This is a genomic window from Aliikangiella litoralis (genome assembly GCF_052495765.1).
The window spans coordinates 2,420,747-2,435,422 of record NZ_CP199292.1 but is presented as its reverse complement, the minus strand read 5'-3'; the positions used below and the strand labels follow the sequence as shown (position 1 = coordinate 2,435,422).

General features: G+C 36.2%; 17 protein-coding genes. 4 read left to right on the top strand and 13 right to left on the bottom strand.

The window, feature by feature from the left end:
* Positions 1–43: 43 nt before the first annotated feature.
* On the bottom strand, positions 44–1,018 hold the full coding sequence (locus tag ACT5E3_RS10110; RefSeq protein ID WP_444998186.1) for a LysR substrate-binding domain-containing protein: 975 nt from the start codon (positions 1,016–1,018) through the stop codon (positions 44–46).
* 310 nt (positions 1,019–1,328) lie between these two features.
* Complete coding sequence (locus ACT5E3_RS10105; RefSeq protein WP_444998185.1) at positions 1,329–2,249, bottom strand: 5'-nucleotidase; 921 nt, start codon at positions 2,247–2,249, stop codon at positions 1,329–1,331.
* Positions 2,250–2,403: 154 nt separating this feature from the next.
* On the opposite strand from ACT5E3_RS10105, the gene ACT5E3_RS10100 reads away from it, so the two are divergent.
* Genes ACT5E3_RS10100 through ACT5E3_RS10090 form a run of 3 tightly spaced genes read left to right on the top strand, consistent with a single transcriptional unit; the run spans position 2,404 to position 5,554 of the window.
* Positions 2,404–4,041, top strand: coding sequence for a response regulator (locus ACT5E3_RS10100; RefSeq protein ID WP_444998184.1), 1,638 nt, complete (start codon positions 2,404–2,406; stop codon positions 4,039–4,041).
* 13 nt (positions 4,042–4,054) lie between these two features.
* Positions 4,055–4,732: a sensor histidine kinase gene (locus tag ACT5E3_RS10095; RefSeq protein ID WP_444998183.1), complete on the top strand. Its 678-nt coding sequence runs from the start codon at positions 4,055–4,057 to the stop codon at positions 4,730–4,732.
* 54 nt (positions 4,733–4,786) lie between these two features.
* Complete coding sequence (locus ACT5E3_RS10090) at positions 4,787–5,554, top strand: hypothetical protein (RefSeq protein WP_444998182.1); 768 nt, start codon at positions 4,787–4,789, stop codon at positions 5,552–5,554.
* 39 nt (positions 5,555–5,593) lie between these two features.
* Here ACT5E3_RS10090 and ACT5E3_RS10085 read toward each other — a convergent pair whose 3' ends face one another.
* Entirely contained in the window at positions 5,594–6,067 is a 474-nt protein-coding gene (locus tag ACT5E3_RS10085) for an STAS domain-containing protein (RefSeq protein ID WP_444998181.1), read from the bottom strand.
* Positions 6,067–7,278 carry a response regulator gene (locus tag ACT5E3_RS10080; RefSeq protein ID WP_444998180.1) on the bottom strand — a complete coding sequence of 404 codons (1,212 nt, stop codon included), beginning with the start codon at positions 7,276–7,278 and terminating at the stop codon, positions 6,067–6,069. Before ACT5E3_RS10080 ends, ACT5E3_RS10085 begins: the two co-directional genes overlap by 1 nt.
* 168 nt (positions 7,279–7,446) lie before the next feature.
* On the opposite strand from ACT5E3_RS10080, the gene ACT5E3_RS10075 reads away from it, so the two are divergent.
* Positions 7,447–7,752, top strand: a complete 306-nt coding sequence (locus tag ACT5E3_RS10075) for a PilZ domain-containing protein (protein ID WP_444998179.1) — start codon at positions 7,447–7,449, stop codon at positions 7,750–7,752.
* Positions 7,753–7,843: 91 nt separating this feature from the next.
* On the opposite strand, the gene ACT5E3_RS10070 is transcribed toward ACT5E3_RS10075, so the two are convergent.
* The 9 genes from ACT5E3_RS10070 to ACT5E3_RS10030 form a co-directional block, all read right to left on the bottom strand.
* A complete protein-coding gene (locus ACT5E3_RS10070) occupies positions 7,844–8,566 on the bottom strand; it encodes an MlaA family lipoprotein (RefSeq protein ID WP_444998178.1) in 723 nt (240 codons plus the stop codon).
* Positions 8,567–8,768: 202 nt separating this feature from the next.
* Positions 8,769–9,158, bottom strand: a complete 390-nt coding sequence (locus tag ACT5E3_RS10065; protein ID WP_444998177.1) for an HvfA family oxazolone/thioamide-modified RiPP metallophore — start codon at positions 9,156–9,158, stop codon at positions 8,769–8,771.
* A 345-nt stretch (positions 9,159–9,503) separates the two neighbouring features.
* Positions 9,504–10,208: a tetratricopeptide repeat protein gene (locus tag ACT5E3_RS10060; RefSeq protein WP_444998176.1), complete on the bottom strand. Its 705-nt coding sequence runs from the start codon at positions 10,206–10,208 to the stop codon at positions 9,504–9,506.
* A complete protein-coding gene (locus ACT5E3_RS10055; protein ID WP_444998175.1) occupies positions 10,201–10,605 on the bottom strand; it encodes a cytochrome c-type biogenesis protein in 405 nt (134 codons plus the stop codon). Before ACT5E3_RS10055 ends, ACT5E3_RS10060 begins: the two co-directional genes overlap by 8 nt.
* Positions 10,606–11,154 carry a DsbE family thiol:disulfide interchange protein gene (locus ACT5E3_RS10050; protein WP_444998174.1) on the bottom strand — a complete coding sequence of 183 codons (549 nt, stop codon included), beginning with the start codon at positions 11,152–11,154 and terminating at the stop codon, positions 10,606–10,608. It abuts the gene before it with no gap.
* A gap of 3 nt (positions 11,155–11,157) precedes the next feature.
* On the bottom strand, positions 11,158–13,185 hold the full coding sequence (locus tag ACT5E3_RS10045) for a heme lyase CcmF/NrfE family subunit (RefSeq protein ID WP_444998173.1): 2,028 nt from the start codon (positions 13,183–13,185) through the stop codon (positions 11,158–11,160).
* Positions 13,186–13,187: 2 nt separating this feature from the next.
* On the bottom strand, positions 13,188–13,646 hold the full coding sequence (gene ccmE, locus ACT5E3_RS10040) for a cytochrome c maturation protein CcmE (RefSeq protein WP_444998172.1): 459 nt from the start codon (positions 13,644–13,646) through the stop codon (positions 13,188–13,190).
* Positions 13,646–13,897 (bottom strand): heme exporter protein CcmD, encoded by a 252-nt coding sequence (ccmD, locus tag ACT5E3_RS10035; protein ID WP_444998171.1) that lies wholly within the window; start codon positions 13,895–13,897, stop codon positions 13,646–13,648. Before ccmD ends, ccmE begins: the two co-directional genes overlap by 1 nt.
* 2 nt (positions 13,898–13,899) lie before the next feature.
* Positions 13,900–14,628, bottom strand: a complete 729-nt coding sequence (locus tag ACT5E3_RS10030) for a heme ABC transporter permease (RefSeq protein ID WP_444998170.1) — start codon at positions 14,626–14,628, stop codon at positions 13,900–13,902.
* Positions 14,629–14,676: the final 48 nt, after the last annotated feature.

Sequence of the window (14,676 nt, the reverse complement as noted above, 5' to 3'; positions counted from 1 at the left end):
AAAGACATTGAATAAAATACTTTTCTATGGATAGCTAAATTATTTACAAAACAGGAATAAGATTGGTTTCAACCAGCTTAGATATTTTATTAGATGACTTAGTCTGCTGTGATTGCAAAATCAATTCTCGAGTTAGCTGCGGTGCTAAAGTCTCAATAAAAGCAAATATATACTCTCTAAAATAAAGATTACGATCAAAAACAACATTAACTAAAGATGGCTCAATTAAGTGTTCAATTGGAATTCGTACTAAATCCGAATCCAGATGTTCTTCATAAGCCATATTGGCGATAATACCAACCCCCAAGCCCATTCGCACATAAGATTTAATCACTTCACAATCGGTTGCACTAAAAACTATTTCAGGTGAAAAACCATGCTCTTTAAATTTAGCAAGAATAGGATTCTTATCTCCACCAGAGCTAGTATGAGTTAAAAGAGGATATTGAGCTAAAATATCAAAATTAATATTGTCTTTCTTCGTTAATGGATGACCAGCAGGTACAACAATACACCGGGTCCAATAAAAGCATGGCAGGTGAATTTTCTCTACAAAGCCGTTTTCACTTTCATGAGCTAAAGCAAAGTCAAGTTTTCCTTCATCAAGATCTGAGTTAGTTTGAGTACCGTTACTTTGAAAAATATGCATTGCCACTTTTGAATACTGTTGGCGATAACTATCAACAACTTCAGGTAAAAAATAACGAGAAAAGGTATGAGTTGTCGATAAATTCAAGCGCCCTTCTTTATGGTTAACATGACTAGCAGCTATATCTTGAATTTTACGAACTTGTTTTAAAATATGCTCAGCAACAGGTAAAATCTCTCGTCCTGCGGGAGTAATATTCGTTAAGTGTTTTCCACTCCTAACAAAAACCTCAACCCCAAGTTCATCTTCTAATAATCTTATTTGTTTACTGATCCCTGGTTGGGAAGTAAACAAACTTTCTGCTGTTGCAGAAACATTTAACTGGTTTCTGGCAACTTCAAATATGTATTTAATTTGCTGAAGTTTCATTGAGTTTCCAAAATGAAAAGATAAATTAGATATCGCATATAACAGTTTAAGTACTGTTCAGAAATACCGTTTTTATTATTCAATAGAAACAAGCTCTATTAAATTTCATCATCTTCGGCTTAACCGCTTATAGTAAAATCGTTTAAAGCTCAGAATTACTATAAGAATAGCTTCATTTTTCTAATTCACAAGAAAATCGAATGAAATCCTTTATAAACAAGGCTTGCTCAACAATTTATGCGGTTTAAATCGAGCTTAACAAGGTAGGATAAATAACCGACAACTCAATGTAGAATCAGATTCATAGGAGCTACTTTTGCTCTTCAGAAGAATCATTTGCAACGCCATGCGGCACATGACCTGTTGCAACATGAACCGCTGCATCATCACAGTGAGAAGTTTGATCATCAAAAAACACATCCGCCCCAAACGAGCGTAAAAATTGACCTTTTGGCATGCCACCAAGAAAAAGCGCCTCATCGATTCGGATATTCCATTCCCTTAATGTTTTAATCACTCTTTCATGAGCTGGGGCCGATCGAGCTGTCACTAAAGCGGTTCTAATAGGGCAGTTTTCGGGAGAATAATCACGCTGTAGACGGTGTAATGCCGCTAAAAAGTTCTTAAACGGTCCTCCAGCTAAAGGGGTATCAGCAGCAGCGCGCTCATTATCTGTAAACGCCTGTAAGCCTTGTTTTTTATAGATTTTTTCAGACTCATCAGAAAATATCACAGCATCTCCATCAAATGCAAACCTAAGCTCTTGAGATGCATCGGACTGATTTCCTTGTTTAGGCAAAATGGTGGCAGCAGCAAATCCATCATCTAATGCCGCCCTTACATCTGTTGGATCAGTAGACAGAAATAAATGCGAAGCAAAAGCTGAGACATAGCGATATGGACTACGACCACTCGAGAAAGCAGCTCTTGTTATATCAAGTTGATAATGTTGAATTGAGTTAAAAATCCGTAACCCAGTATCAGCACTATTTCTGGATAAAAGAACCACTTCAACGACAGGTCGTTCATGGTTATTTTCATTCAACTTCAACAATTTTTTGACAATTGGAAAAGCAGCTCCAGGCAATAATGGCTTATCCTCATTCTCTATTTGATACTCAGAGTAAGCTCTTATCCCCTGCTTTTCATAGATTTCATGGCTTTCGGTCAAATCAAATAATGCACGCGAAGAAATTGCTACGACTAGCTTTTCGCCAAGTTTTGATGACATTTTTTTTTCCTAAATAATGAAGATTTCGGATTTATCTCAATATTCTAACTATACTTCTAATATCTTTTAAGAATGGCCTAAAGACTTAATAGCACAAAAGGCTATCAACAATAGTAAGAACCTTCAATATATAATGCAAGAACCAGTATTATTAATGAAAAAACCATTGGTGCGATACTCGCAAAAGACAGTATTGATCATCGAAGATTTTGCTGAATTTGGTCGCTCCTTACGCGGTATGATGCAAACACTAGGAAGTAAAAACATTACCCTGGTCTACAATGGCGAAGACGCCATCCAAGAATGTAAAGAAAGAAAATACGACATTATCCTCTCTGATTATAATTTAGGCGATTCAAAAGATGGACAACAAATTCTTGAAGAACTCCTAACTTTTAACTTACTTAAAACAAACTCTGTATTTTTGATGATTACCGCAGAGAATACAACCGCCATGGTAATGGGGGCTCTTGAGTTTCAACCAGACAGTTATTTAACTAAGCCGTTTAATGGAAGTATCTTAAAATCTCGTTTGGATAAAGCGATATATAAAAAAGATTTATTAGCCCCTATAGCCAGATTAATGCTCAAAAAAAAATGGAAGGAAGCACTCAAACTATGCAATGAAGAGAGCGAGAAACACCCCAAATTTCGCATGGCTTATTTGAGATTAAAATATGGCTGTTTAAAAAAGCTGAAGATGTATGACAAAGCACTGGAGCTGACAACACAAATTGTTAATGAGCGTCCTATTCCTTGGGCCATGCTTGGTGTTGGTGAAATATTTTATGCAAAAAAAGAATTAGACCGAGCATCTGATTTATTCAACGACATGATTAATGAGTTTCCAATGGTGATTGAAGGTTATGACTGGCTGGCAAAAATCCAATATGAACAAGGACGACCAATAGAAGCACAATACACCTTAGTAAAAGCTGTCGAACGTTCCCCAAAAGCTTTACATAGACAAAAAAAGCTTGGTGAAATAGCAGAAGAAAACGATGATATAACCGTTATGACCAATGCATTTAGGCAAGCAGTTAAATTTGGTAAAAACTCAGCATTTTCAACGCCAGATGAATTTATTAAGCTCACAAAATCTATTGGATTACAATTAAAAGGCAATTCCAATGTAGATAGAAAAAAGTTAATCGCCGAAAGCGAGTCCATATTTAGCAAATTAGAACGACGCTTTAAATCTAACCCTGCAGTACAATTTCGTAGTGCCGTAGCACATGCAGACTTTAGTGCAATAACCAATGATGAGCAAAAAGTAGAAAAATATTTAACAACAGCCAATCGTTTCTATGAACGAATAGAAGAGCATATAGGTGCAGAAGAAAGTATTGAAATATCAGAATCTTTAAAACATTTAGGGCAAAAAGAGCTAGCAGAATCGATTTTAGAAGAAGCCGTTGAACAATATTTTGATGATCCCAAATTTTTAAAGAAAGCCGAAAAATTGACGACAAATAAGCATTTAATTGCTAACAGTAAAAAAGCAAACCAATACAACAACAAGGCCATTACCAGTTTCAAAAACAAAGACTTTAATGCTGCAATAGAAAACTTTGCAAGAGCCTCTGAAATAGCGCCTAACAATGTTAATATCAATCTCAACCATGTCCAATCACTATTGAAACGTGCTCAAATTAACTCCAATAGTAGTAAAGATTTACATACCGCCGAAAAGGTTCTCTCTAGTATTACTCGTCTTTCACCTGATGATGAGCGTTTTGCCAGATACTCTGAGCTTTCCCGATTAACTCAACTGATGATTCAAAGTCTTTAAGGAGTATTATGCCATGAGCAATCCCGAAAACTTATTCAGTACAATTTTAGCTTCTACTGTTCACGACATGAAAAACTCACTCGGTTTATTACTAGATGCTATAAATACAATTCTAACCGACCTACCCAAGGAAAAATCTTCATCTGAATATGGTATTGTTCAGTATGAATCATCCAGAGTGAATAATTCACTCATGCAACTATTAGCACTTTATAAAATTGAAAATAATCAACTTCCTTTTACACCTGGTTATCACAATTTATATGACTTTATAGAAGAGCAAATACTAGCGAACCAACCTTTATTAGAAGCAAAAAAATTTAGCTATACTATAGATATTGATGAAATGCATGAAGCGGTTTTTGATGACTCTTTGATTTCAATGGCTATCTCCAATATTCTTGGTAATGCAATTCGGTATACACATTCTCAAATATTAATTTCTGCCGATATAGGTGAAGAAGTCTGTATTACAATATGTGATGATGGACCTGGATATCCAGGCCCAATGCTTGAGCTTGCAGGAAATTATATGATAGGTATTAATCAAAGTACGGGGAGTACAGGATTAGGGCTGTTTTTTGCTCAACAAGTCGCTCAACTCCATAGTCATGGGGAAAAAGTGGGAAAAATTGAACTAATGAATGGTGGTCCACTTGGTGGAGGCGTTTTTAAAATAATACTGCCTTAATTTAGAGGTGTTAATGTGTCAACTTTTAATGATAATAACGAGAACTAATAATTAATGAATTCAACAATCATTATAGCAATATTAGCTGTGCTTTTTATTTGTGTTGCAATCATTACAGCAATTCAAAAAAGGGAACAACAAAAAGCAGCTTTAAGACAAAAAATAGCTCAATACCGTTACCGAGCGAATCAAGCATCCTCAATATTAAGTAATATTGGGCAGCTACCTATTGGCATCGAAGCCCGTAAAGTTATCTTACAATATAGCCTAAATAACTTAAAGGCAATCAGACAACTCTCACCACATGATGAAACTAATAATAAAAATATTGAAACACTGGAAAATCATTTAAAAAACCCAGCTTCAGCAGCAGATAAAAAAAGTTTGGTTATTCCACATGATATTGAGCATTTAAAAGCACAAATTAATAGCCTCTCTAAACTAGCTCAATATATCATAAAGCTTCAGAAAGCGAGTGGAGACTTAAGTGGATTAGTGCCCGTTGCCGTCAACCGGATTATGGCGTTAATAGCCGAATCAAAGATTTGTGCATATATTCAACAGGGAAAATCATCTCTGACTAAACATGAGTATGTTCAAGCTCAAAGAAATTTTTCAACAGCACAAGATATGATGAATAAAATCCCAAATAAAAATGAGCGAATAACTAAATTAGAATTAGATCTCCAAGAATTAATTAACAGTACGCCAAGCAAAGCAGAAAACACAGAGCTTTTATTTAATGAAAACACTAAAGAGCAACAAGAGGATAAGCCAATTACACCTGAAGACAATTTATTTGGCCCTAAAAAAAAGTGGTAATGACTCTTTTATTAACCCCGCAGTCAATAAAATCAATTCTTACAATGCACTAGTAATATCGCGATATAAACTCTCATTTTCCTTACTGAGTTCGGCTAAACTCCTATGAGCCTCAATCACTCGCTTTAATACAGTTTCATCATCCTGAGGTTGACCCACTAACTCTTCAAGTTCATCAAGTGGTTGACGCTTATTATCGAAAACCAAATTAAACACCTGATCAAAGCAAACTCGCTTAATAATATTATTAAGCTCACCTCTCGCCATAAATATAACAGGACGCTTTTCTGTTCTCTTTTTCATTTCAATAGCCACTTTAGCTAATAACCCCAAAGCCGTGCTATCTAAAATTTCAGCGTCTTCCAAATCAATAACAATTTCATTAAGTAATCCATTGTCAAACAGCTGATCAATGTGAGCTTCTAGGCCTGCACAATGGGAATACCTGACAGTGCCTTCAAACTTGATATAATCAATTCCATCAACACTTGTAGCAAATACTGCACCATCCATTATTTTTGTTCCTTGTATACGATAAAAACAGTGATATCATCCGGCGTATTTTTCTTAGCATATAGTTTAACCGGATCCATTAATGAAGTAATTGTCATCTCATTTTCTGAAACATATTGAAGTAAAAATGATTCTTCCGCTGGTGTTGAATCAACAGTACTCACATCTAACCATCCGTCTGATACCATAATTAACTTAAAATCAGCTGCTATTTCTAACTGTTTGTTCTCAAAGGCTGCCCATTCAAACAATCCAACAGGAAACCCTCCATCCTTTAATAGGCGAGTTTCACCATTATTGCAAATTAATGGGGCTGGATATTGCCCTGCAACAGAATATATCAAATGTTCTAGCTCAGTATCGATAACAGCGTAAAATACCGTTATATGTTTACCCAAATTAGCTCTGATCAGCTCACAATTCAAGTATTCCATAAATTTAGCAGGATTTATGATAGCGTCATTTTCGCCAAGACGATACTGCCGTAAAGGCTGATTAATTAAACTCTTCAATGTCATAGTGACAAATGCAGCGGCGGCACCATGGCCAGAAACATCTGCAATGTAAAAACCTAAATATCGGTCAGAAATTTGAAAATAATCAATAAAGTCTCCACTTAAATTAAGCGAAGGAACAATAATATGCTGAAAGTGATAACCACTCATCAACGATTCTGGTTCAGGTAAGAGTTGTAGTTGAGCTCGCCTCCCCGCTTCTTGATCTTCTTGTAATAATTCCAGATTTTTTTCTAATTCATTATTCGCTAATTCTAACTCTTTTTTATACGCCTTATTCTCGACTTCAAGCTGGTGGCGCCTCAGCGCGTTTACTATGGCATTTTCTAAAACAGCCATGTCTGTTATAGGTTTGACTAAATAATCTAATGCGCCAAGCCTGAGAGCCTCTACGACATCATGTATTTGACCGGCCCCTGAAACAATAATAATTGGCGTATCTGGAGACATATCATTAATTTTGCGTAGAACTTCAAGCCCATCCATTCCAGGCATCCGCAAATCACATAACACAACATCAGGACTAAACTCACAAAAATGCTCTAGGCCCTGTTGCCCGTCAATAGCCTCAATAACTTGATAACCACTATCTTCAAGATAAATAGCCACACTTTCTCTCACCAGTGGCTCGTCATCAATAACGAGAATTTTGCTTAACTCAAATGCTGGCCACTGCCCAGATAACCCTGATACCATGCAAACACTTTACCTTGAGACTATTTCTATGATTAATTAACGTTTATAACATACCGGTAAATAATCACAAGAAATTGTTATGCGTTTTTGATTGACGGTTAAGCGTTTATTTCCTAGTATGAAACAAAAATCAATCCAAAATAGATAAGAACCGCTAGGAGGTGCTTAATGTCGTCATTGAATAAGGATCATGAGGAAAAAAGAAACTTTATTCGTATGTTTGTCGATGCAAAAGTCACTGTTACAGATCCAGAAACAGGGCAAACTTTTCAAGGAGATAGCAGAAACCTCAGTGGAGACGGGGTTATGTTTATCACTGAGCAAGAGTTTAAAACAGGTCAAATACTCGATGTTGATATTCGTTCAGAACAAAGCAAACTTGCTCCTTTGCAAGCAAAATTTGAAGTAAAACGCACACGAAAGCTTGAAAATGGACATTTCGAAATCGCAGGCACAATTGATAGTGTTAAATAGCTTCATTAATTTAAGGCAGCCAAAAGCTGCCTGAATTAGTTTTAACTAGTTCAAATCAAATGCTTTTCTATTGATAATCATCTTCTCAAATTTAAAAATCGCAGTCTTCTTCATCTTCCTCATCACACTCCTCTTCAAAAGGAATCTCACCATCAAGCACTTTATAATTTCGGTTTTGAAGGTAAAAATCTCTAATAAATGCATATTCATCAGTCACACCTTTCAGTTGATCCTCATACTTCATTAAACCTGCTCGCTGATCCAACAATTGGATAAATGCAACTGAGTTTCGAGTCGGAATATGATCAATTTGTTCCATAAAAGATGCTTGAGAGTTTATAGGCATAGCAGCCGTATCTCTGAGAGTAGATGGCCCTAACAAAGGCAGCATAACGTAAGGTCCAGAACCAACTCCCCAATAACCGAGAGTTTGTCCAAAATCTTCATCATGTTTGATCAACCCCATTTCGCTAGCTGGATCCCAAAGTCCCCCGATACCAACCGTTGAATTAACAAGCAATCGCCCCAAATCAGAAAATGAGTCTAGAACTTTTCCCTGTAAAAGATTGTTCAACATATTAGGAATATCACCAAGATTCGAAAACACATTAGAAATGCCCTGTTCCATTATATCTGGTGTTACAGCCTTATAGCCTTCGGTTAAAGGTCTAGCAATAGCATTATCAACACTTTTATTAAAGCTATAAACCCCTCGATTCCAGCTTTCCCAAGGATCATCTTTATTAGCTGCTTTACCAGCACAGCCAGTAACCATGAGAATTAAAGTGAATAAAAAAAATTGTTTAAATGACATATCTCAGCCCTGAATAAATAAATCAATTAGATAATGAAATGATAACAAGCAATGCACTAATAAGAACAATACCGTTAGTAATAGTTCAACATTTGATGAACTGGAAAATTAAGAATTTATATATAAAAAAATCCACGGTCAATATACAATTGATCGTGGAGTTCTGTAGCGTTATTTAAATCAAAAATATGTGATTAAAAACTTACTTACCACCGCACTTGCCTTCGCCACATTTACCTTCTTTTGATTTCTTTTTCTTACCGTCTTTTTTGCCGCATTTACCTTCGCCACATTTACCTTCTTTTTTACCGTCTTTCTTGCCGCATTTACCTTCGCCACACTTACCTTCTTTTTTGCCGTCTTTCTTGCCGCATTTACCTTCGCCGCACTTACCTTCTTTTTTGCCGTCTTTCTTACCACACTTACCTTCTTTTTTATCTTTACCACATTTGCCATCATCACCAGCAATTGTTTGTATGTGCTGCTTGTTGTTATCAGCAAAAGGATTTGCGTCGGCAGATGCAGTATTAACATACAAAGCCATCATCAACAACGACCCGACCATTGCTACAATTTTAGAAAGTTTTTTCATGAGAGTTTAGCTCCTAAATGAATGAATTATTTAACCCTATTTTTTATGGGTAAATCAAAGAGTCGTAAAACAGTCTTATGTTACACCATAAATATATTGGTAGATGTCCTATCTATGAAGAATTATTTTGTTACAACTCATTAACATAGTAGACAGCCACCCCATTACTATTGGGATTAATGTCATGTGGTTTTGAATTATTATCCACGGGCTTAAAGATGCACCAGTCATCGCGACTTTGCAATATCTAAATGTGTATTTGATCACAAATAAAGCTCAAACCGTCTCAAATTTAACTTTTCAGCTCACAAAACAACCACAACTAATTGAATTCAATAAAATTTACTACTTAGAATGACTTATTAATTTTTCTGTGTCTGAGATTTGCTGCTCTATAAATTGGCGAGATTTTTCAGAAATAACCGGCAAAGCTGCCAGATGCTTCCAAGTATTAATAGCCTCTTGATATTGTTCCAACTTCAGATAAGTAAAACCTAAAGTTAACAAGCCACTTTGATGCTCAGGCTCCCGGTTAATAACTTGTCGCAGCATTTCCACAGCTTGTAGGCGTTCTTCATTACTACCTGAAGTCAGCATCTGTGCAGTTGCAACAACCCAATCGGCATTATTACTAATACGAACCGCTCTTTGTAATGAAGCCAACGCTAAATCACGCATTTGTAAATTAGCATAGGCTTGACCTAATTCAAACCATAAGCGACCATTTTGCGGGTTTTGAAACGCCTGAGTTCGCATACCTAACAGCAAATCTTGCATCGTCATATCTAACTCAGCCAATTCTCCATTTGTCAAAAGCTGGTTCGTTTTTTGTTTTACCTGAAACCAATCTTGTTGCTTTTCATACGATCCCCATTTTAAATATGCCACAGGCGTCAACAGCAAAAACACTAATGGTAAAAAAAGCACTAATTTTGAGTGATTAAGCTGGTCATTATGTAATTGCTTTTTGCTATCTGCAATGACAGAAAAACCAATAAAACCGACACTAAATATTAGTATTAAAACAATTGACAACCAAAGCTCACTCATCTTCTAATGCTTCCTTATTACGACCATACCAAATGAAAAAACCAAATATAAAAGCAAATAAAAAGATAAAAGGTCCTAACCATAAAAACCAGTTTGATTGACTCATTTCTGGTTTAAATAAAATAAACTCACCATACCTCTGCTTCATAAAAGCCTTTATTTCTTCATCAGATTTACCAGCCCTTATTTTTTCATAAACAATCTGCTTTAAATCTTCAGATACTATCGAATTTGAGTCAGCCAAACTTTGGTTCTGACAGGTGGGACACCGCAAGATATTAATCAAAGATTTATATCTTTTTTCTTGCTCAACAGAATCAAACTCTAATAAGTCGACAGATGCAATTGCAGCAAACGAACAGAATGATAATAGTAATATGACTAGCAATTTACTCATTTAAAACCCTTGCTTAATTTTTTCAATTAATGGCTTAAACTTAGCGTTGAATACTTCAGGAGAAACAACTCCGACATGACGATAACGAACTTTTCGATTAGGCCCAATTAAAAAAGTTTCAGGAGCACCATAAACACCAAATTCTATTCCTAATCGGCCATTATGATCAAAAAGAATATTTGCATATGGATTACCTTGTGTCTTTAAAAAATGAAGCGCTTTTTCTTTTTTGTCATTATAATTAAGGCCTAATATTTGTAACTCTTTAATTTTCGCATACTCATCCCAATAAGGGTGCTCTGAATAGCAAGCCGCACACCAGCTAGCCCAAACATTGAGTAAAGTTATTTTGCCATCAAATAATTTAGGTGTATGAATGAGCTCAGGCTCAAGTAAATCTGCAACAGAAAATTCAGGAACAGGTGAATCAATTAGCTGCGAAGGTAACTTACTTGGGTCCTGGTGCAAAGCCCAAAAAAACAAAATAACAAATCCCATGAAAGTGGTTATGCTAACTACAATTTTTAAAATGCCAGACTTTTCACTCATAACTTAACTTACCGAAGGTTCTTTTACAGTCACACCAACTTCTGCTTTAATATGCTCAGTAGCTTCATTAACTTTCTTAGTTTCTTGATTATTTTTTCTTGTTTTCATTTTGGCAAAACGCCTATCAAGAGAAGCTATAATGCCTCCAATTGCCATAAAAACAGCTCCCATCCAAATCCACCGAATAAAAGGTTTAACATAAATTCTCACTCCCCAAACCTGTCGATTATCATCTAAAGGCTCACCTAATGAGACATAAACATCACGTAATATTCCAGCATCAATTGATGCTTCGGTCATAACTTGTTTGCCTGCGAGATAATAGCGCTTTTCAGGAGCAAGAATACCAATTGACTCACCATCACTACGCACATCAAAACTCACCCGAGAAGCGATATAGTTTTTTCCGTTTACTTTTTCGGAACGAATCAAGGTAAAATCGTAGTCAGCGACCGTTACTGTTTGTCCAACTTTTACTCTCAAATCTTTTTCGACACTATGCAAACTACTAATAACCACGCCCACCAATGTAATCGCAATACCAATATGGGCAATAACCATTCCTAAATTGGCTCTCGACAATTTAGAAAATGCCCCCACACCTGGTTGATTTTTTCCTTTATTAAACACAAAAAAGCAACTAGATGATGCCACCCAAATAGATAGCATTAAACCGGAGAACACCCATAAATAAAATTCGCCAAGTAGCAAGGTTGCAGCTAAAGCAGTTACGCATGAAACTACAAATAGTTTAACAAGAACCATTTTTAATTGAGAAAAATCATGACGTTTCCAATTAAGCAAAGGACCAATTCCCAGTAATGTAAACAGCATATACATTGGCCAAGGAAACATTGCATTAAAATAAGGAGCACCAACGGATAGTTTTCGCCCAAAAGCTTCGGCTAACAGTGGATATAAAGTACCAAAAAAGACAACAAAGGCAGCACATATTAAAAGAATATTATTTAATAATAAAAACATATCTTTTGATAGCATTGTAAACTTTACTTTCTTTCTAATTTTACCTGAACGAAATAGAAATAATGCTAATGAGCTTCCAACAACAACAACTAAATAGGCTAGTATAAAAACTCCTCTTTCAGGATCATTGCTAAATGCATGTACAGAAGTTAAAACACCTGAGCGAATAATAAAAGTACCTAATAAACTCAGAGAAAACGTTGTTAAAGCTAAAGCAAGTGTCCAACCTTTAAAAGAATCTCTTTGATCGGTAACAGCAAGCGAATGTATTAACGCTGTGCCAGCTAACCAAGGCATAAAAGAAGCATTTTCAGAGGGGTCCCAGAACCACCATCCCCCCCAACCTAATTCATAGTAAGCCCACCAACTACCAAGTGCAATCCCCCCGGTCAGACAAGACCAAGCAGCAATTGCCCAAGGACGTGTTAGTCTGGCCCAGTTAGAATCCCATTGACCTTCAATAAGAGCAGCGATCGCAAATGCAAAAGATACAGCAAAACCAACATATCCCATATAAAGTAAAGGGGGGTGAACTATCATTCCAAAATCTTGCAATAATGGATTTAAATCAGCTCCATCAATAGGGAAAAAAGGTAACGTACGCAAAAATGGATTAGAAGTGAACAATAAAAAAGAGATAAAACCAGTTGCAATTAATCCTAATACAGAAAGCACTCTTGCATATCGAACTAATGGAAAATTCTGCGTTTTTAAAGCAACAGCTAACATCCAAGCAGATAAAATTAAAACCCACAATAAAAACGACCCTTCATGCCCTCCCCATACGCCCGATATTTTATAGGCAATAGGCAAGAGAGAATTTGAATGATTAGCCACATAAGCAACCGAAAAATCGTCAACTAAAAAAGCATACTCCAAGCAAAAAAAGCTTCCTAGCAAACTTGCAAATATTAAGTATGTCAGCGGCTTTGCAGAATTAAGCAACAGGCTTTGCTGAGAAAAAGAACCTATCATTGGAAATATAGCCAAAGCGATAGACATAAAAAAGGATAAAACTAATAAGTACTGACCGAGTTCAGCTTGCATAATTAATCTCTTTTAACCGGGTGGCCTGCACGTTCAAGTGCATCAAGAACTTCGGGCGCTTTATATTCTTCATCATGTTTTGCCAACACATTGCTCGCCACAAAAGTTCCTTGCTCATTTACTTTACCTAACGCAACAACACCTTGGCCTTCTCTAAATAAATCAGGTAACACTTTGTTATAAATCACAGCAATATCCAGCTTTTGATCGGTAACCACAAAGTGTGTTTCTAATTCAGCATCAGCTCTATCAATATGTTCTACGCTACCCATTTTTACTAATCCACCAACTCGAATAAGCCTGTCTGAAGGAGCTTTTCCTTGAGCAATTTCTGTGGGTGTAAAAAATAAATTCATCTTTTGATCACTGGCATAAAGCACTAAACCAACAACACAGGACACCGCAACAACGCCACCTATAATTGATAAAAGTTTCTTTTTACGATGGGGTTTCATTGCCATTATTCATTTTCCTCCGAAGACTTTTCTAAATGGCTTACACTTTGCTCAGCTGAAACTGAAACTTGTGAAGCTTTACGCCTTTCTAACTGCCTATAATGTTGTTTAATCTGATTAATAGAAGAAGCAACGCCATTTTTAGCGGTAAAAAACTGTACAACTAGCGCGATAAAAACGATAGCAAAGGATAACCAAACATAAAAAGCATGCCCTCCCATCGCCAAGAAATCACCTATTGAGTCAAAATAAAACATGGTCAAACGAACTCCTTTGATTCACCTTTATTTAAAAATAAATCCTTATCAATAGCTAACTTTTTCACCCACTTGGCTTGTTTTTCACGAATTAAAATTTCTGCTCGCACCTTATAAGTTAACACCAAGAAAAAATAAAATTTAAATGCAAAAATCATAATCAACAATGGCCATAACATACTGGTATCCATTGAGGGTTTTTCAAATTTACTGAGAGTTGCCCCTTGATGAAGTGTGTTCCACCATTCTACCGAAAAATGAATAATAGGAATATTAACTAGTCCCACTAATGCTAAAACAGCGGCGGCTTTATCAGCTTTCTGCTTTTCATCAAAAGCGCTATGTAAAGCAATAAACCCCAAATATAAAAATAACAATATTAACTCTGAAGTTAACCGAGCATCCCACACCCAATAAGTTCCCCAAGTTGGGCGCCCCCAGATTGCTCCGGTTAGCAAGGCCAATGCGGTAAAAATGGCGCCAACAGAGGCACAGCTTATAGAAACAATATGCGCCATTTTAATGCGCCATACAAGTCCTATGGCTCCAGTTATCGCCATAATGACATAAGCCATCATTGACATATAAGCGGCTGGTACATGAATGTACATAATACGCACAGTATTACCTTGTTGATAATCGGCAGGTGACATTAATAAACCTAAAATTAAACCGATGACAAAAAGCAGTAATGTAATCACTGATAGCCAAGTGATTAGCCGCGCAGACATGTAAAAAAACCACTTCGGCGATGCTAATTGAAAAAACCAAGTCCACAT

Bases quoted from the DNA above. Each gene is read 5' to 3' on its own strand.
- ACT5E3_RS10110 (WP_444998186.1), bottom strand. From the start codon at position 1,018: ATGAAACTTCAGCAAATTAAATACATATTTGAAGTTGCCAGAAACCAG.
- ACT5E3_RS10105 (WP_444998185.1), bottom strand. From the start codon at position 2,249: ATGTCATCAAAACTTGGCGAAAAGCTAGTCGTAGCAATTTCTTCGCGT.
- ACT5E3_RS10100 (WP_444998184.1), top strand. From the start codon at position 2,404: ATGAAAAAACCATTGGTGCGATACTCGCAAAAGACAGTATTGATCATC.
- ACT5E3_RS10095 (WP_444998183.1), top strand. From the start codon at position 4,055: ATGAGCAATCCCGAAAACTTATTCAGTACAATTTTAGCTTCTACTGTT.
- ACT5E3_RS10090 (WP_444998182.1), top strand. From the start codon at position 4,787: ATGAATTCAACAATCATTATAGCAATATTAGCTGTGCTTTTTATTTGT.
- ACT5E3_RS10085 (WP_444998181.1), bottom strand. From the start codon at position 6,067: ATGGATGGTGCAGTATTTGCTACAAGTGTTGATGGAATTGATTATATC.
- ACT5E3_RS10080 (WP_444998180.1), bottom strand. From the start codon at position 7,278: ATGGTATCAGGGTTATCTGGGCAGTGGCCAGCATTTGAGTTAAGCAAA.
- ACT5E3_RS10075 (WP_444998179.1), top strand. From the start codon at position 7,447: ATGTCGTCATTGAATAAGGATCATGAGGAAAAAAGAAACTTTATTCGT.
- ACT5E3_RS10070 (WP_444998178.1), bottom strand. From the start codon at position 8,566: ATGTCATTTAAACAATTTTTTTTATTCACTTTAATTCTCATGGTTACT.
- ACT5E3_RS10065 (WP_444998177.1), bottom strand. From the start codon at position 9,158: ATGAAAAAACTTTCTAAAATTGTAGCAATGGTCGGGTCGTTGTTGATG.
- ACT5E3_RS10060 (WP_444998176.1), bottom strand. From the start codon at position 10,208: ATGAGTGAGCTTTGGTTGTCAATTGTTTTAATACTAATATTTAGTGTC.
- ACT5E3_RS10055 (WP_444998175.1), bottom strand. From the start codon at position 10,605: ATGAGTAAATTGCTAGTCATATTACTATTATCATTCTGTTCGTTTGCT.
- ACT5E3_RS10050 (WP_444998174.1), bottom strand. From the start codon at position 11,154: ATGAGTGAAAAGTCTGGCATTTTAAAAATTGTAGTTAGCATAACCACT.
- ACT5E3_RS10045 (WP_444998173.1), bottom strand. From the start codon at position 13,185: ATGCAAGCTGAACTCGGTCAGTACTTATTAGTTTTATCCTTTTTTATG.
- ccmE (WP_444998172.1), bottom strand. From the start codon at position 13,646: ATGGCAATGAAACCCCATCGTAAAAAGAAACTTTTATCAATTATAGGT.
- ccmD (WP_444998171.1), bottom strand. From the start codon at position 13,897: ATGTTTTATTTTGACTCAATAGGTGATTTCTTGGCGATGGGAGGGCAT.
- ACT5E3_RS10030 (WP_444998170.1), bottom strand. From the start codon at position 14,628: ATGTCTGCGCGGCTAATCACTTGGCTATCAGTGATTACATTACTGCTT.